The organism is Castellaniella caeni NBRC 101664 (assembly GCF_001592225.1).
Taxonomy (GTDB): domain Bacteria; phylum Pseudomonadota; class Gammaproteobacteria; order Burkholderiales; family Burkholderiaceae_B; genus Castellaniella; species Castellaniella caeni.
The window spans coordinates 20096-36567 of record NZ_BCWN01000014.1 but is presented as its reverse complement, the minus strand read 5'-3'; the positions used below and the strand labels follow the sequence as shown (position 1 = coordinate 36567).

Genomic DNA, 16472 nt, shown 5'->3' with positions numbered 1-16472 from the left:
CCTCTGTCCTCTGGAATGGCCGTGCCGCTAGATCACCTGTTCGGCCTTGAGCCGGGCCAGGCCGTCCGCGTCCACGGCCAGCAACGACTGCAGCACCTCGGCGGTATCCGCCCCCAGCTGCGGCGGCGCCTTGCGAATGGGCGGGCGCTGGCCATCGAAGCGGTAAGGTGGCGCCAGCACGTAGGTAGACTGCGCATGCGGATGCGGCAGGCTTTGCACCAGGCCGCCCTCGACGGCGCGGCGCGACGTGAGCGCCTCGTGCAGGCCCAGCACCTCGCCGCAGGGGATGCCGCAGGCGGCCAGCCGTTCGAGCAGCTGCGCGCGGGGCCGACGGCGGATTTCGTCGATGAGCACCGGGTTCAAGGCCTCGCGGTTGGCGGCGCGCAGCAGATTGGTCTTGAAGCGCTCGTCGTCGGCCAGATCGGGGCGTTCGATGACTTCGCGGCAGAAGCGCTCGAATTGGCTGTTGTTGCCCACCGTCACCACCAGCGGCCCGTCCTGCGCCTCGAAGACGCCATAGGGCATGATGGACGGATGGTTGTTGCCGTATTTAGGCGGGTCTTCGCCGCGCAGCAAGGCCTCGAGCCCGTAGTAGGCCGAGATCATCAGGCCGCAGTCGTACAGCGCCATCTGGATGTGGCGCCCGCGCCCGGTGCGTTCGCGCTCGTACAGGGCGGCCAGCATGGCCTGGGCGGCGTACATGCCGGTGAACATGTCCACGACCGCCACACCGAATTTCAGCGGCGGCTGGTTGACCTCACCATTCAAGGCCATGAGGCCGGTTTCGCCCTGCACCACCAGGTCGTAGCCGGGCCGGGTGGCCTCGGGGCCATGGCTGTTGTAGCCGGAGATCGAGCAATAGACGAGACGTGGATTGAGCGCACTCAACTGCTCGTAGCCCAGCCCCATGCGTTCGACCCCGCCCACCTTGAAATTTTGCACGACCACATCGCACTGCAGCGCCAGCTCGCGGGCGATACGCTGGCCTTCGGCGGATTTCAGATCCAGGGTGATGGAGCGCTTGTTGCGATTGACGCTGTTGAAATAGGCCGTCTCGGTGCGTCCCACCCGTACGCCCCAGTCGCGCGTATCGTCGCCGCGGCCCGGGTGTTCGACCTTGATCACCTCGGCGCCCAGGTCTCCCAGCGTCATGGCCGACATGGGGCCGGCCAGCACGCGGGACAAATCCAGAACACGTACCCCGGCCAGGGGCAGATGAGCCGTTGCGCTCGTCATGACAGTTTCCTCAAAGAGATGAAGTCGGCGGCACGCTTGCCGAAGAACGCCCCGATACCCTCAGCGGCTTCCGCATCCCCCAGGGAGGCCGCCATACGCTCGGCCTCCGCATCCAGCTGCGCTTCCACCGAGTGATGATGGGCGCTGAGCGACAGGGCCTTGATACGCGCCATGGCTCGTTGCGGGCCGCGCGCCAGGCGCTGGGCCAACTCGATGGCCTGCGCCTCGGCGCTGCCGGGCGCGGCCACCCGGTTGACCACGCCCAGGCTGGCCAACCGGGGCGCGGCGATCCGGTCGCCCGTGAGCACCAGCTCGGCCAGCAGCTGGCGCGGCATGAACTCGGCCAGAAAGGCCGTGGCACCGCCATCCGGGCTCAGGCCCACCTTGACGTAGGCGAGCGACAAATAGGCGTCCTCGGCCATGACCAGCAGGTCGCAGGCCAGGGCCAGCGAGACCCCCGCCCCGGCGGCGCCCCCTTCCACCGCGGCCAGCACGGGCTTGGGACAGCGGCGGATGGCGCGCACGGTCTCATGCAGAGCCTCGATGCGCTCACGGCGCTGCGACTCGGTGAGTTCGCGGCGCTTGGCCAGTTGGTTGAGATCGCCGCCCGCGCAGAAGTATCCCTGCGCGCCGACGAGCACCACAGCGCCGACCTCGGGATCGGCGGCGGCAACCGTCAACGCCTCGCGCAAGGCGGAGTAAAACTCCGGGCTGAGCGCGTTGCGCGCCTGGGGATTGTGGTTTACCAGCACCTGCACGGCGCCTTCGCGGCGCGACACCAGTCTTTCGCTCATGAGCGGGCTCCGCCCAGCGCCATGTAGCGCTGCAGGTGAAAGTCTTCGTCGCCCAACTGGTGATCGATCATCACCAGGCGCTTGGCATAGTGCGCCAGCGGCAACTCCCAGGTCATACCGATACCGCCGTGCAGCTGGATGGCCTCTTCGGCCACCAGAATGCCCACCCGGCCGATGGTGTACTTGGCCGCCGACAGCGCCTGTTCGCGGGCCAAGCGATCGTCGCCATCGAGCGCGGCAGCGGCCCGGATGACGGCGGAGCGCGCCTGCTCGATTTCGAGCAGCACGTCCACCATGCGATGCTGCAACGCCTGAAAGCTGCCGATCGGCACACCGAACTGCTGGCGCGTGCGCAGGTATTCCAGCGTATCGTCCTTGGCCACTTCCATGGCCCCCAGGCTTTCGGCGCACAGGGCCAGAACACCCGCTCCGACGATGCGCTCGATCAGAGGATAGGCCTGATCCACGGCGCCCAGCAGCGCCTCGTCGCCCAGACGCACGTTCGTCAGGACAAGCTCGGCGGCGCGCCCGCCATCCACCAAGGGGTAGCCGCGCAGTGCCAGGCCGACGGCCTTGGCCGACACGACGAACAGGCTGATGCCCTGTTCGTCGGCGGGCGCGCCCGAGGTGCGCGCGCTGACGACGAGCAGGTCGGCGGCCTCGGCGTGCGGCACCACCGCCTTGGCCCCGTCCAACACCCAGCCGCCCTCGGTGCGCCGCGCCGTCGTGCTCACTCGGGCAAGCGCATAGGCGGCGTCAGGCTCGGCATGCGCAAAGGCGCCAATGCACTGGCCATCGATCATGGCCTGCACCCGGGCCTGTCCCGCGTTGCCCGCAGCCTCGGACAAGGCCAGCCCCGCCATCAAAGTCCCCAGAAAGGGCTCGGTCACCAGGCGGCGGCCCAGTTCTTCAAAGACCACGGCCAAGTCAAACCCCGCGCCGCCATATCCCCCCTGATGCTCGCCAAAGAGAGCGCCCACGATACCCATCTGCGCCATGCGCTGCCAGTGCTCGGGGCTGCGGCCCGCCGCAGAGCGGGCAATCGTGTCGCGCTCGGCAAACGGATACTGCTCGCGCAAGTAGCGGCCCAGCGACTCCGCCATCATGCGACGGTCTTCGGTATGTTCAAAATTCATGAATGCAATCCCCTTACAGTCCGAGGATCATCTTGGAGATGATGTTGCGCTGGATCTCGTTCGATCCGCCAAAGATCGACAGCTTGCGATTGTTGAAGTACTGGGCGGCCACCGGCGCGGCTTCTTGCGGCCCAACCCACGGGCCGACAAAGTCTTCTTCCAGGGCAGCGCTTTGCAGCGGCTGGGCGTACGGCCCCATGGCGCGGCGCATCAGCGCGGTGATTTCCTGGCGAATCTGGGTGCCGCGGATCTTCAGCATCGAGCTCTCGGCGCCCGGCACACCGCCCCCGGCCACCGCCGCGATGACGCGCAGATTGGTGATCTTCATGTTTTCCAGATCGATTTCGATCTTCGCCAGGCGCGCGGCAAACACGGGGTCTTGCACCAGGGGACGGCCATTTTTCTGCAGCTTGGCGGCGATGCTGCGCAGGCGCGCCAGCGCAGCGGCCGACATGCCTACGCCGGCAATGTTGGTACGTTCATACGTCAGCAGATACTTGGCGCACGTCCAGCCCCGGTTTTCCTCGCCCACCAGGTTTTCCACGGGCACTCGCACGTCGGTGAAGAACACCTCGTTGACCTCGTGCGCGCCATCGAGCGTGATGATGGGCCGCACTTCGACGCCCGGGGTGTTCATGTCGATCAGCAGAAAGCTGATGCCCGCCTGCTTCTTGGCATCCGGGTCGGTGCGCACCAGGCAGAAAATCATGTTGGCGTGCTGGCCGAGCGTCGTCCAGGTTTTCTGGCCATTGACGACATAGTGGTCGCCATCGCGCACGGCGCGCGTCTTCAGGCCCGCCAGGTCGGAACCCGCGCCCGGCTCGGAATAGCCCTGGCACCACCAGTCGGAACCATCCAGGATGCGGGGCAGCCAGTAGCGCTTTTGCGCTTCGTTGCCGTACTTGATGAGCACGGGGCCCAGCATATTGACGCCAAACGGCACCACGCGCGGGGCGTGCGCGAGCGCGCACTCGTTGTCGAAGATGAACTTGCGCACGGGATCCCAGCCCGTGCCGCCGTATTCGATCGGCCAGTGGCTGGCGAGCCAACCCTGCTCGTTCAGGATGGCGTGCCAGGACTGCATGTCGGCCTTGCTCAAGTGCAGGCCTTGGGCCACTTTGTCGGACAGCCGCTGCGGCAGTTTGGCTTCCAGAAAGGCGCACACTTCCTGCCGGAAGAGTTCCTCTTCCGGAGTGAAATTCAAATCCATGGAAATTCCTTGAGATCAGTAGATTTCGAACAGCCCCGCTGCTCCCATGCCGCCGCCGATGCACATGGTGGTCACGGCGTACTTCACGCCGCGCCGCTTGCCTTCGAGCAGCACGTGCCCGGCCAGGCGCGCGCCCGTGGTGCCAAAGGGGTGACCGATGGAAATGGCGCCGCCGTTGACGTTGAGCAGTTCGTGCGGAATGCCCAGCGTGCGCTGGCAGTACAGGGCTTGCGAGGCAAAGGCCTCGTTGAGTTCCCACAGACCGATGTCGTCCATCTTCAGGCCGTAACGCTGCAGCAGGCGGGGCACGGCAAACACGGGGCCGATGCCCATTTCATCGGGCTCGCAGCCGGCCACGGCCAGCCCACGGAAGGCCCCAAGCGGCTGCAACCCGAGGCGTTCGGCCTCGCGCGCTTCGACCAGCACGCAGGCCGCGGCGCCATCGGAGAGCTGCGAGGCGTTGCCCGCCGTGACGAACTGATCCGGCCCCATCACGGGCGTCAGCTTGGCCAGGTTTTCGTAGGTGGTGCCAGGGCGGTTGCAAGTGTCGTGATCCACCGTGACTTCGGTCTGGGTGAGCTCGCCGGTTTCTTTGTTCTTCACCGCCATGGTGGTCGTGCAGGCAATGATTTCGTCCTTGAACACACCCGTGGCCTGCGCCTGGGCGGTGCGGCGCTGGCTCTCCACGGAGAAACGATCCTGGTCTTCACGCGTGATGCCATAGCGGCGCGCCACGATGTCGGCGGTCTGGATCATGGACAGATAGAGTTCGGGCTTGTGCTCGGCAATCCAGGGGTCGATGCCTGTCGTGCCGGCGTCGGTGGCGCTGCGCCCCTGAATCTGCGAGCAGCTTTCCACCCCGCCGGCGATCATGGCGGGCACCCCTTCGAGCACGATGCGCCCGGCGGCCATGGCGATGGCCTGCAGGCCCGAGGCGCAGAAGCGGTTGACGGTGGTGCCCGCCACCGTGACAGGCAGCCCGGAACGGATGACGGTCTGGCGCGCGATATTGCGCCCCGTGGTGCCTTCGGGATAGCCGCAGCCCAGGATCATGTCCTCGATCTGGGCGGGATCGACGCCCGCGCGCTCGACGGCGGCGCGCACGGCGTAAGCGGCCAGGGTGGGGCCCGGCGTGATGTTGAATTCGCCCCGATGCGCTTTGGTCAGCGGTGTACGGGCGGTTGAAACGATGACGGCCTCTCGCATGATGCGTGTCTCCTCAGTCTTGTTGAAGCTGGTTCAAATCCTGGAACCGCCTGCCTTGCGCCACCAGTTGCAGCAGCAAGGGGGAAGGCTTCCAGAAGTGCGGGTCTTGCGCCGCGAATTCGTGAATATCGGCCAGGATTTTGTCCAGCCCGACCTGATCGGCGTAGTGCAGGGGCCCGCCGCGATGGCGCGGAAAGCCGTAGCCATAGAGCATGGCCACGTCCACGTCCAGAGGCCGCAAGGCAATGCCCTGGTGCACGACGTTGGCCCCTTCGTTGATCATGGCGGCCAGGTAGCGGCGCAGGATTTCGTCCTCGGTGAATGTGCGCTGCACGGCGCCCAGCTGCTGGCGCACTTCGGCCACGATGGCCAGCACCTCGGGGTCTTCCTGTCCGACGCGCGCGCCGTCCGGATACAGATACCAGCCACGGCCCGTTTTCTGCCCGAACCAGCCGCGCTCGCACAGGCGGTCGGCCGCGGGCACGTAGCGCAGCAAAGGGTCGCGCGTGGCGGCCCGGCGCTTGCGCGTGGCCCAGCCAATGTCGCCCCCTGCCAGATCGGTGACCTGGAACGGCCCCATCGGAAAGCCGAAATGGCGCACCGCCTGGTCGATCTGGTAGGGCGAGGCGCCGTCGGCCAGCAGATAATCCGCCGCCTGCCGATAGACGGCCAGGATGCGGTTGCCGATGAAGCCGTCGCACACGCCCGCGCGCACCGCCACTTTCTTCAGGCGCTTGGCCAGGGCGAAGCCGGTTGCCACGACGTCGTCGGCCACCTGTTCGGGCACGACGATTTCGAGCAGCTTCATGATGTTGGCGGGCGAGAAGAAATGCAGGCCGATCACATCTTGCGGCCGGGCCACGGTCTTGGCCAGCGCATTGATGTCCAGGTACGAGGTATTGCTGGCCAGCACGGCCCCCGGTTTGCAGACCCGATCCAGTTCGGCGAAGACGGCGGACTTCACCGCCATGTCTTCAAACACCGCCTCGACCACCAGGTCGGCCTGCGCCAGCGCAGCGTAGTCCGTCGATCCGGAAAACAGCGTCAGTCGGCGGTCGCGCTCGGCGGCATCCAGCCGACCGCGTTGCACCAGACTGTCATAGACCTTGGCGACGTGGGCCTGGCCACGCGCCAGGCTGGGGTCGTCGCGTTCGATCATGACGACCGGCAAGCCCGCATCGAGCATCGCCACGGCAATGCCCGCCCCCATCGTGCCGCCGCCCACGATGCCGATCCGCTCCAGGGAACGGGGCCGGGCACGGCCCGCCTCGGGCACCTTGGCCGCTTCGCGTTCGGCGAAAAAAGCGTGCACCAGCGCCGCACGCTGCGGCGTATCGAGGCACTGCAAAAAGAAGCTGCGCTCAAGGCGCAGGCCCTCGTCGAAGGGGACGTCCAGCACGGCTTCGACGGCATCGACAATGCGCGCCGGAGAAAACAGGCCACGGTGCTTTTTGTTCAGGCTGCCGCGGGCCGCCTCGATGGCCTGGCGGGCGGCGGGGACGGCATCGGCGGCAATCGCGCGGTCGCGCGTGGGCCGCACCGCGGCACCCGCCGCCAGCAGTTCGTGCGCATAAGCCAGACCCTCGGCCTGCGGGTCGGTGCCAGTGGCCAGCCGATCCACCAAGCCCAGGTCGGCGGCCTGTCGAGCGGCCACGGGCTTGCCGTCGAGCATCAGCTTGAGCGCCGCCTCGACACCGATCAGGCGCGGCGCCCGCTGCGTGCCGCCGGCCCCTGGCAGCAGGCCCAGCGTGACCTCGGGCAAGGCGAACTTTGCACCCGGCACGGCCAGGCGGTAGTGCGCTGCCAGCACGACCTCGAGCCCGCCGCCGAACGCCGCCCCTTGCACGGCGGCGATCACGGGCCGCGGGCAGGCTTCGATCCGGTTGCAGACATCGGTGAGCAAAGGCGCCTGGGGGGGCTGGCCAAATTCGCGGATATCCGCGCCGGCGATGAAATTGCGTCCCTTGCCCAGCAGCAGCACGGCCTGCACCGCCACATCCGCCTGGGCCGCGTCCAGCGCCGCCAGCAAGCCCCGGCGCACCTCGACCCCCAGCGCGTTCACGGGCGGGTGATCGATCGTCACCAGCAGAACGGGGCCTTCCCGCCGCCAGGTGACGGCAGGAACGGAAGGGTGTCGGGGGTCGGTCATGTCGGGGTCTCCTGGATGCTGAATGCCGAACGCCGAATGCGCGCGGCAGTGCTCGATGACAGTGTTTGATTTATGGGAATGATTCTTTCACTGATCAAACCCCTTTACAATGGCATAGATAGTTGACACACTGTCAAACGATTTTTGACATTGACCGTGAACACGTCATGACGCAAGGTTCCATGAACGCCGAATCCCTGATTTTTCTGGTTGAAATCCTCGATGCCGGCAACCTCAGCGCCGCCGCCCGCCGCCTGAAAATGACCCGCGCCAACGTCAGCTATCACCTCAACCGACTCGAACGATCCCTGGGGCAGCAACTGGTGCGGCGCACCACCCGGCGCATCGAGCCCACCGAGGTCGGGCTGCGCCTGTACGAGCACGGCAGCAAAATCCAGTCTGAACTCGCCACCGCCAAGGACTCCGTGCGCGAGCTGGGGCACATGCTGCGCGGCCGCATCCGCCTGAGCATCCCCAGCGGCTTCGGACAAGTGGTGATGACGCACTGGCTCATCGATTTCAAGCGCCAGTATCCAGGCATCGTGCTGGACGTCATGTTCGAGAACCACATCATCGACATGCTGCGCGATGAAGTAGACATTTCCATTCGCGTCATGTCCAACCCGCCGCAAAACCTGGTGGCGCGCCCCATGGGGCCCGTGCGCTACACCGCTTGCGCGTCACAGGCATACGTCGAGCAATACGGGTTGCCGCAACGGCTGGAAGACCTGCCCAAGGCCCCCATCATCACCTCGGGGGTCGCGGGCCGCCAACTGCGGCTGTCGGCCTACCTGAAGCAGCGCCGCCAGGAGGTACTGCTCGAACCCACGCTGATGTCGGAAAATTTTCTGTTCCTGCACCAGGCCATCATGGCGGGCCTGGGGGTGGGCATCGTCCCCGACTACGTCGTGCGGGCTGAAGTGGCGCGCGGCGAAGTCGATACCACGCTCAACGAGTGGTATCTCAGCATCTTCGGCACCGAGATGTTCATGCTCTATATGCCCAACCGCTACCACACGCGATCCACCTCGACCTTCATCGAGTACATGCTGGATCGCGCGCAGACCTACCGCAACGCCTTGGCGTGATGTTCGACGTGCTCGCCGATGAAGCTGGCGATGAAGTAGTAGCTGTGGTCGTAGCCCGCGTGACGCCGCAGGGTCAGCGGATGGCCCGCCGCGCGGCAGGCGGCTTCGAGCAATTCAGGACGCAGCTGCGGCGCTAAAAACTCGTCGTCCAGCCCTTGATCGACCAGCAGCGGCAGCCGCTCTGGGGCATCGCGCAGCAGCTCGACGGCATCCCACGCCGCCCAGGCGGTAGTGTCGTCGCCCAGGTACGCGGCAAACGCCTTCTGGCCCCAGGGCACCTGGCTGGGTGCCACGATGGGCGAGAAGGCCGAGACGCTGTGATAGCGCCCAGGGTTGCGCAAGGCCGTCACCAGGGCGCCATGCCCGCCCATGGAATGCCCGGCGATGCCGCGCGCCGACATGGCCGGAAAATGCCGCTCGATGAGATCGGGCAGCTCTTGGGCCACGTAATCCTGCATGCGGTAGTGCGCGGCCCAGGGCGCCTGGGTGGCATTCAAGTAAAAGCCCGCCCCCTGCCCCAGGTCGTAGGCGGGGTCATCGGCAACGCCGTCGCCGCGCGGGCTGGTGTCAGGGGCCACGAGAATCAGGCCGTGCCGGGCGGCATGCGCCTGGGCGCCGGCCTTGGTGATGAAGTTCTGCTCGGAGCAGGTCAGGCCCGAGAGCCAGTACAGCACCGGGCAGGCCTGGCCCTGCAGGGCCGCGGGCGGCAGGTACACGGCAAAGCGCATGGCGCAGCCCAGCACGGCGGATTCATGGCGCCAGACTTCCTGGCGGCCGCCAAAGCAGGCGTGCTGCTCGACCCGTTCAATCTCGTTATTCATAATGAATCACCGAGCGGATCGACTTGCCTTCGTGCATCAGGTCGAACGCCTCGTTGATGCCCTCCAGGCCCATGGTGTGGGTGACGAACGGGGCGAGTTCGATATCGCCGCGCATGGCTTCTTGCACCATGCCGGGCAGCTGCGAGCGGCCCTTTACCCCGCCAAAGGCGGTGCCGCGCCACGAGCGGCCCGTCACCAGCTGGAAGGGGCGGGTGGAGATTTCCTGCCCCGCGCCGGCCACGCCGATGATGATGGACTGGCCCCAACCACGGTGGGCGGATTCGAGCGCCGCACGCATGACGTTGACGTTGCCGATGCACTCGAAGCTGTGATCCACGCCCCAGCCGGTCATGCCGACGATCACCTGCTGGATGGGCTCGGCGTGATCCTTGGGGTTGACGCAGTCGGTGGCGCCAAACACCTTGGCGAGCGCGAACTTGTCGGGGTTGGTGTCGACGGCGATGATGCGCCCGGCGCCCGCCTGGCGCGCGCCCTGCACCACGGCCAGGCCGATGCCGCCCAGGCCGAACACGGCCACCGTGTCGCCCGCCTGCACCTTGGCGGTGTTGCGCACGGCGCCGATGCCGGTGGTGACGCCGCAGCCCAGCAGGCAGACCTGCTCGGGGTTGGCGGCGGGGTCGATCTTGGCGAGCGATACTTCAGCCACCACGGTGTATTCGCTGAAGGTAGAGCACCCCATGTAGTGATAGATGGGCTGGCCCTGATAGGAAAAGCGCGTCGTGCCGTCGGGCATCAGGCCCTTGCCCTGCGTGGCGCGCACCGCCACGCACAGATTGGTCTTGCCCGACTTGCAGAACAGGCACTCGCCACACTCGGCGGTGTAGAGCGGGATGACGTGATCGCCGGGCGCCACGCTGGTGACGCCCTCGCCCACTTCGACCACCACGCCCGCCCCCTCGTGACCCAGCACTGCAGGGAACACGCCCTCGGGGTCGTCGCCACTGAGGGTGAAAGCATCGGTATGGCAGACGCCCGTGTGGCTGATCTTGACGAGCACTTCGCCCTTGCGCGGCGGCTCGACGTCGATCTCGACGATCTGCAGGGGTTTTCCAGCCTCGAAGGCGACGGCGGCGCGGGATTTCATGGCAGCTCCAGGTGTACAGGCAGATCATCCGGGCAGGATGACCGCTCATCATGGGTAATCGATGGGTAATCAGCAGCGATTATGGACAGAAGCCCTCGAGAACACAAATGACAAGCACCCCAGGTGCCGGATGGGTTTCCGTCACGTGGAGTGCTTGTGGCGGCCCCGGCCCGGGGCCGGGCGCGGCCACCTGCCTGGCGGCAGGCCTGGGCGCTTATTGCGCCAGCAGCAGCGCGTTCATGCGTTTGACGAACGCCGCCGGGTCTTTCAGGGCGGCGCCTTCGGCCAGCATGGCCTGGTCGAGCAGCAGCTCGGCCCAGTCGCCAAACGCGGCGTCGGGCTGGGCTTCGAGGCGTTTGACCAGCGCGTGCTGCGGGTTGACTTCAAGAATCGGCTTGACGTCCGGGGCCTCCTGACCAGCGGCCTTGAGCATGCGCAGCAGGTGCGGGCTGAGCTCGTTTTCGTCCACCACCACGCAGGCGGGAGAATCGACCAGGCGGGCGGTGACGCGCACGTCTTTCACGCGCTCACCCAGCGCCGTCTTCAGGCGCTCGATGGTGGGCTTGAAGGCTTCGGCGGCCTCGGCCTGCTGCTTCTTTTCAGTCTCGTCGGCCAGCGCGTCGAGATCGAGCCCGCCCTTGGCCACCGACACCAGCGACTTGCCGTCGAATTCGCGCAGGTGCGAGAGCATCCACTCGTCCACGCGGTCGGACAGCAGCAGCACTTCAAGCCCCTTGCGACGGAAGACTTCGAGGTGCGGGCTGTGCGCGGCGGCGGGGTAGGAATCGGCGGACAGGTAGTAGATTTTGTCCTGCCCCTCTTTCATGCGGCCGACGTAGTCGGCAAACGACACGGTCTGCGCCGGGCTGTCGGACTGGGTGGTGGCGAAGCGCATCAGGGCGGCGATGCGATCCTTGTTGGCCGGGTCTTCGCCCACGCCTTCTTTCAGCACCTGGCCAAACTGCGTCCAGAACTCTTTGTATTCGTCGGGCTTGTCGCTCGCCAGCTCGTCGAGCAGGCCCAGGATGCGCTTGGCGCAGCCTTCGCGGATCGCGCGCACGTCGCGGCTTTCCTGCAGGATTTCGCGCGAGACGTTGAGCGGCAGGTCGGCCGAATCGACCACCCCGCGCACGAAGCGCAGGTAGCTGGGCAGCAGCTGCTCGGCATCGTCCATGATGAAGACGCGCTTGACGTACAGCTTGACGCCGCGGCGGGCGTCGCGATCCCAGAGGTCGAAGGGTGCGCGCTTGGGCACGTACAGCAGCTGGGTGTATTCGCTGCGGCCTTCCACCCGGTTGTGCGTCCAGGCCAGCGGGTCTTCGAAGTCGTGCGCGATGTGCTTGTAGAACTCGGTGTACTGCTCGTCGGTGATGTCGGCCTTCGAGCGCGCCCACAGGGCATTGGCCTGGTTGACGGTTTCCCACTCGTCCTTGGTCACCTGCTCGGATTTTTCCGCATCCCACTCTTCCTTCTTCATCTGGATGGGCAGGGAAATGTGGTCGGAATAGCGGCGCAGCACCTCGCGCAGTTTCCAGCCCGACAGGAATTCGTCTTCGTCGGCGCGCAGGGTGAGCGTGACCGACGTGCCGCGCTCGGCGCGCTCGATGGCCGCCACGGAAAACTCGCCCTGGCCGTCGGATTCCCACAAGACGCCTTCGTTGACGGGCAGCCCGGCGCGGCGGCTTTGCACCGAGACCTTCTCGGCCACGATGAAGGACGAATAAAAGCCCACGCCGAATTGGCCAATGAGCTGGGCGTCTTTTTGCTTGTCGCCAGTCAGCTGCGAGAAGAACTCGCGCGTGCCCGAGCGGGCGATGGTGCCCAGGTTGGCCACCGCCTCGTCGCGCGACAGGCCCACGCCGTTGTCGCTGATGGTGATGGTGCGCGCGGCCTTGTCGAACTCGACGCGGATGCGCATGTCACCATCGCCTTCCAGCAGTTCGGGATGGTCGATGGCCTCGAAGCGCAGCTTGTCGCAGGCATCGGAGGCGTTGGAGACCAGTTCGCGCAGGAAGATTTCCTTGTTGCTGTACAAGGAATGGATCATCAGTTGCAGCAGTTGCTTGACTTCGGCCTGGAAACCCAGGGTTTCGGCGGCTTGCGTATCGGTTTGGCTCATGGTGACGAAGGATGAATGGTTCATTGAATCGTGAAGCGCCCCGGCCATGCCTTGGGCACAGGCGCAAGGGCGAACTATCCAGGTAGCTGGGGGCCGACGGCGGGGTTTTCAAGGGCTGCCTGCTGGCAGCGCGCAGCCGACACCCGGACTTGGCCGTCGGCTCAGGCGATAGGCGGCAGGCCAGGCGGCAATGGCTGTGGCGTCAGCAGCCCCGCGGGCACGTCCGCCGGGGCGGCGCCCGAGGGCGGCACTTGCAGCTGGGGCATCTCGACCGACGACACCGGCCCCGTCATCCGTGCCCCCTGGCGGCGGATGATGTCAGCCAGCTTGAGCAGCACGTCTTCCTGCACGTTCATATAGTCGTTGTAGTCGGTGCTGACGGTGAAGGCGTACAGCGACAGCTTGAGCGAGTAGCCGCCACAGCTGCTGAAGTTGAAGGCGAAGAAATCGTGCTTGATGCCGGGGTGCGTATTGAGCAGCGCGCGCCCCGCTTCGAGAATGGCCGGCACGGCGTCGATGTCGGCGTAGCGCAGGTGGATGTCTTCCATGATGCGGCGGCTGGTCATGCGCGTGTGGTTGATGACCGGCTGCGTGTTGAACATGGCATTGGGCACATAGAACGGCTTGCAGTCAAAGCCGATCAGGCGGGTGGCGCGCCAGCCGATGTGTTCGACGCCGCCCATGAGGTCGGTGCCCGGGATGATGATGTATTCCCCCACTTTGAAAGGGCGGCTGGCAAAGATGGTGAGGCCGCCCAGCAGGTTGGCGACCAGGCTTTGCGCGGCAAAGCCGACGGCGATGCCGCCCATGCCGCCGAAGGCCAGCAGCCCGGCAATCGAAAAGCCCAGCGCCTGCATCACCATGAGGATGGCCGTGATGACGATGGACGCCTTCGTGAGCTTGCCGATGGCGTCGGCCGCCGTGGGGTCGAGCTCACGCCCGCGCGCCTGGGCCCGACCCAGCAGGTTGGACTGAATCTGGTTGACGGCGCGCAGCAAGAACCACATTGCCACCAGGATGACCAGCACTGTGCGCGTGGGGGCCAGCCCGTGTGCCAGCAAAGAGTCTTTGGACAGCACCGTGCCGCGCTGCACGAGCATTTCGGCGGCCAGGGCGATGCCCAGCACCCAGATCAGGGTTTGCACGGGCAGCGACGCCCCCGACAACAGCCCATGCGCCCACACGTGGCGCACCGGATGCAGGCGGGCCGCCACGCGGGCCAGCAAAATGCGCAGCACCGTGCCGGTGACGAGCGCCCCCAACACGGCGGCGAAAACCAGGATGGCGGATTCCCATTGCTGATAAATAGACATCATTTGTTGCAAGATGGCTTGAAAATTCAAATCGATCGGCTCCAATCAAGGGAATTCGGCCACTTAGTGTAAAGGATGGCCGACGGCTCATTTCCAGGCACAAATAAGCTGTATTTCCTCCGCGTCATTCCCCGATCGCGCCAGACCCCGTAAGGTTACGCTTGCTCATAGAGCCCAGGTCGGTCGTTTCGTTCTGGATTCCAACAAGATTTTGCTGTCTGGAGACACACCATCATGCTCAAGCGACGCACAGGCCTTGCCACAGGCCGCATGGCACACCTGACGTTGGGCACCCAGCTCTTCATCGCGGCCACGGCCATGACGGTGCTCGTCATGGCCCTGCTGGCGGCGTTCATCACCTGGCAGAGCCGACAAACCGCCATCGCCAACGTCAGCGCCGCCAACCGCATGGGGCTGGAAGACTACAACCGCTCGCTGCAGCTCATCTTCGACGTGGCGCGCAACCGCAGCGAATCCCTCTACCCGGTGCTCACGCGCTATCTGGGCGGCACGCCCAAGCCCACCGGGCAAAGTGAAAACGGCCTGCCCGTCTTCACGACCGAAGGCAAAACGCTGGACGGCAAGCCGCTGCGGGGCAACCAGGCGCTCATGCGCAGCGTCACCGGCATGACGGCCGAACTGTACGCCCGCACTGACACGGGCTGGCGCGTGCTGGCCAGCGCCTACCAGGATCAGCCCGCCCACGCCGTGGGCGCCACGCTCGACCCGGCCAGCCGCCTGGCCCGGGCGCTGGATGAAGACAAGGTCGTCCACATCCCCGAACTGATCAACGACAAATGGCATCTGGTCACCGTCAACCCGCTCAAGAACGCCCAGGGACAGGTGTACGGCGGCATCATCGACCGCCTGGACATCAGCGCCCAGATCGGGCCGGTACTCAAGGATCTCACCAGCATCAAGCTGGCCGAATACGGCTCGCTCTTCATGCTGCGCCCCACGGCCGACGGCCAGGACTGGTATCGGGTGGCGGGCTCTTTCGGCAAGCCGGGCGATCTGGTGAGCGCGGGCAACCCGCCGGCCGACTTCGCCCGCATGAAGCAGGCTTTTCAGTCGGCCCCCAGCGGCACGGCCCAGGCCACGATCAACCAAACCAAGGTCTTCATGGCCTGGCAGGCGGTGCCCAACTGGGGCTGGCTGATGTACGGCTTTGGCGACGTCGATGATTACCTGGGCGCCAGCAACCAGCAGATGTGGACGCAGCTGGGCTTCATGCTGCTGGGCACGTTGCTGATCGCGCTGGCGATCTTCTGGCTGGCACGGCGCACCCTGGCCCCGGTGCACGACGTGGTCACCGGCCTGCGGCGCCTGGGGGCGGGCGACCTGAGCCACGACATCCCGCCCAGCCCGGCGCACAGCCGCAACGAGGTGCACCAGCTGCTCGACAGCCTGGCCAGCACGCAAGACGCCCTGCGCCACATGATTCGCCAAGTGCATGCCAGCGTGGGTGAAATCCACACCGGCGCGCGCGAGATCGCCGTGGGCAACACCGACCTGTCCAGCCGCACCGAAGAACAGGCCGCCTCGCTGCAGGAAACCGCCGCCAGCATGGAAGAGCTGTCGTCCACCGTGCGCCAGAATGCCGACAACGCGCGCCAGGCCAATCAACTGGCCAGCGGCGCTTCCCGCACCGCGCACCAGGGCGAAGAAGCCGTGGAGGGCATGGTCGCCACCATGCAGCGCATCGCCGAGCGTTCGACGCGCATCACCGACATCATCGGCGTCATCGACGGCATTGCCTTCCAGACCAACATCCTGGCGCTCAATGCCGCCGTCGAAGCCGCCCGCGCGGGCGAGCAGGGCAAGGGCTTCGCCGTGGTGGCGGGCGAGGTGCGGGCGCTGGCGCAGCGTTCCGCCGAAGCGGCCCGCGAGATCAAGCAACTGATCGAAGCCGCTTCCCAAGAGGTGCAGTCGGGCACGCGCCAGGCGGGCCAGACCGGCACACTCATGCAAGAGGTGCTGACCGCCGTCGATCGGGTCACCAGCATCATGAGCGAGATCGCCTCGGCGTCCAACGAGCAGTCCACGGGCATCGACCAGATCAACCTGGCGGTGGGCCAGATGGATCAGGTCACGCAACAAAACGCGGCCCTGGTCGAAGAAGCCGCCGCTGCCGCCGACTCGCTGAGCGCGCAGGCCGACAGCCTGGCGGCCACCGTGGCCCAGTTCAAAACAGGCGACGAGGGCCGCCCGGATGACCCGCCTGCGGCCTATGCACATGCGCCTGGGCAGCAAGCCCCCCATCCAAGGGCGCTGCGTCAGCTGGCCTGAGCCCCC

The 16472-nt window shown here is 66.2% G+C and carries 12 protein-coding genes; 2 read left to right on the top strand and 10 right to left on the bottom strand.

The window, feature by feature from the left end; genetic code table 11:
- Positions 1-27: 27 nt before the first annotated feature.
- Genes CCA01S_RS09870 through CCA01S_RS09845 form a run of 6 tightly spaced genes read right to left on the bottom strand, consistent with a single transcriptional unit; the run spans position 28 to position 7731 of the window.
- Positions 28-1236: a CaiB/BaiF CoA transferase family protein gene (locus tag CCA01S_RS09870; RefSeq protein ID WP_066457665.1), complete on the bottom strand. Its 1209-nt coding sequence runs from the start codon at positions 1234-1236 to the stop codon at positions 28-30.
- Complete coding sequence (locus CCA01S_RS09865; RefSeq protein ID WP_066457662.1) at positions 1233-2030, bottom strand: oxepin-CoA hydrolase, alternative type; 798 nt, start codon at positions 2028-2030, stop codon at positions 1233-1235. Before CCA01S_RS09865 ends, CCA01S_RS09870 begins: the two co-directional genes overlap by 4 nt.
- Positions 2027-3166 carry an acyl-CoA dehydrogenase family protein gene (locus CCA01S_RS09860; RefSeq protein WP_066457656.1) on the bottom strand — a complete coding sequence of 380 codons (1140 nt, stop codon included), beginning with the start codon at positions 3164-3166 and terminating at the stop codon, positions 2027-2029. The genes CCA01S_RS09865 and CCA01S_RS09860 overlap by 4 nt, the downstream gene beginning before the upstream one ends.
- Positions 3167-3179: 13 nt before the next feature.
- Positions 3180-4376 carry an acyl-CoA dehydrogenase family protein gene (locus tag CCA01S_RS09855; protein ID WP_066457655.1) on the bottom strand — a complete coding sequence of 399 codons (1197 nt, stop codon included), beginning with the start codon at positions 4374-4376 and terminating at the stop codon, positions 3180-3182.
- 15 nt (positions 4377-4391) lie between these two features.
- Positions 4392-5582, bottom strand: coding sequence for an acetyl-CoA C-acyltransferase (locus tag CCA01S_RS09850; RefSeq protein WP_066457653.1), 1191 nt, complete (start codon positions 5580-5582; stop codon positions 4392-4394).
- A 13-nt stretch (positions 5583-5595) separates the two neighbouring features.
- Positions 5596-7731: a 3-hydroxyacyl-CoA dehydrogenase NAD-binding domain-containing protein gene (locus CCA01S_RS09845; protein ID WP_066457651.1), complete on the bottom strand. Its 2136-nt coding sequence runs from the start codon at positions 7729-7731 to the stop codon at positions 5596-5598.
- Positions 7732-7913: 182 nt separating this feature from the next.
- Between CCA01S_RS09845 and CCA01S_RS09840 the strand changes: the two genes are divergently transcribed.
- Complete coding sequence (locus tag CCA01S_RS09840; protein WP_066457648.1) at positions 7914-8819, top strand: LysR family transcriptional regulator; 906 nt, start codon at positions 7914-7916, stop codon at positions 8817-8819.
- Here the strand turns inward: CCA01S_RS09840 and fghA are convergent.
- The 4 genes from fghA to CCA01S_RS09820 form a co-directional block, all read right to left on the bottom strand.
- Complete coding sequence (gene fghA / locus CCA01S_RS09835) at positions 8798-9628, bottom strand: S-formylglutathione hydrolase (protein ID WP_066457819.1); 831 nt, start codon at positions 9626-9628, stop codon at positions 8798-8800. The genes CCA01S_RS09840 and fghA overlap by 22 nt on opposite strands.
- 4 nt (positions 9629-9632) lie before the next feature.
- Positions 9633-10745: an S-(hydroxymethyl)glutathione dehydrogenase/class III alcohol dehydrogenase gene (locus CCA01S_RS09830; protein ID WP_066457645.1), complete on the bottom strand. Its 1113-nt coding sequence runs from the start codon at positions 10743-10745 to the stop codon at positions 9633-9635.
- A 214-nt stretch (positions 10746-10959) separates the two neighbouring features.
- Entirely contained in the window at positions 10960-12864 is a 1905-nt protein-coding gene (htpG, locus tag CCA01S_RS09825; RefSeq protein ID WP_066457817.1) for a molecular chaperone HtpG, read from the bottom strand.
- A 161-nt stretch (positions 12865-13025) separates the two neighbouring features.
- Positions 13026-14180, bottom strand: coding sequence for a mechanosensitive ion channel family protein (locus CCA01S_RS09820; protein ID WP_146030617.1), 1155 nt, complete (start codon positions 14178-14180; stop codon positions 13026-13028).
- A gap of 231 nt (positions 14181-14411) precedes the next feature.
- Between CCA01S_RS09820 and CCA01S_RS16225 the strand changes: the two genes are divergently transcribed.
- On the top strand, positions 14412-16466 hold the full coding sequence (locus tag CCA01S_RS16225) for a methyl-accepting chemotaxis protein (RefSeq protein WP_066457639.1): 2055 nt from the start codon (positions 14412-14414) through the stop codon (positions 16464-16466).
- Positions 16467-16472: the final 6 nt, after the last annotated feature.

What these genes read in the sequence shown, in the direction of transcription:
- CCA01S_RS09850 (WP_066457653.1), bottom strand. Translation starts at nt 5,582, where the DNA reads ATGCGAGAGGCCGTCATCGTTTCAACCGCCCGTACACCGCTGACCAAA.
- htpG (WP_066457817.1), bottom strand. Translation starts at nt 12,864, where the DNA reads ATGAGCCAAACCGATACGCAAGCCGCCGAAACCCTGGGTTTCCAGGCC.
- CCA01S_RS09855 (WP_066457655.1), bottom strand. Translation starts at nt 4,376, where the DNA reads ATGGATTTGAATTTCACTCCGGAAGAGGAACTCTTCCGGCAGGAAGTG.
- CCA01S_RS09845 (WP_066457651.1), bottom strand. Translation starts at nt 7,731, where the DNA reads ATGACCGACCCCCGACACCCTTCCGTTCCTGCCGTCACCTGGCGGCGG.
- CCA01S_RS09870 (WP_066457665.1), bottom strand. Translation starts at nt 1,236, where the DNA reads ATGACGAGCGCAACGGCTCATCTGCCCCTGGCCGGGGTACGTGTTCTG.
- CCA01S_RS09860 (WP_066457656.1), bottom strand. Translation starts at nt 3,166, where the DNA reads ATGAATTTTGAACATACCGAAGACCGTCGCATGATGGCGGAGTCGCTG.
- CCA01S_RS09820 (WP_146030617.1), bottom strand. Translation starts at nt 14,180, where the DNA reads ATGATGTCTATTTATCAGCAATGGGAATCCGCCATCCTGGTTTTCGCC.
- CCA01S_RS09865 (WP_066457662.1), bottom strand. Translation starts at nt 2,030, where the DNA reads ATGAGCGAAAGACTGGTGTCGCGCCGCGAAGGCGCCGTGCAGGTGCTG.
- CCA01S_RS16225 (WP_066457639.1), top strand. Translation starts at nt 14,412, where the DNA reads ATGCTCAAGCGACGCACAGGCCTTGCCACAGGCCGCATGGCACACCTG.
- CCA01S_RS09840 (WP_066457648.1), top strand. Translation starts at nt 7,914, where the DNA reads ATGAACGCCGAATCCCTGATTTTTCTGGTTGAAATCCTCGATGCCGGC.
- CCA01S_RS09830 (WP_066457645.1), bottom strand. Translation starts at nt 10,745, where the DNA reads ATGAAATCCCGCGCCGCCGTCGCCTTCGAGGCTGGAAAACCCCTGCAG.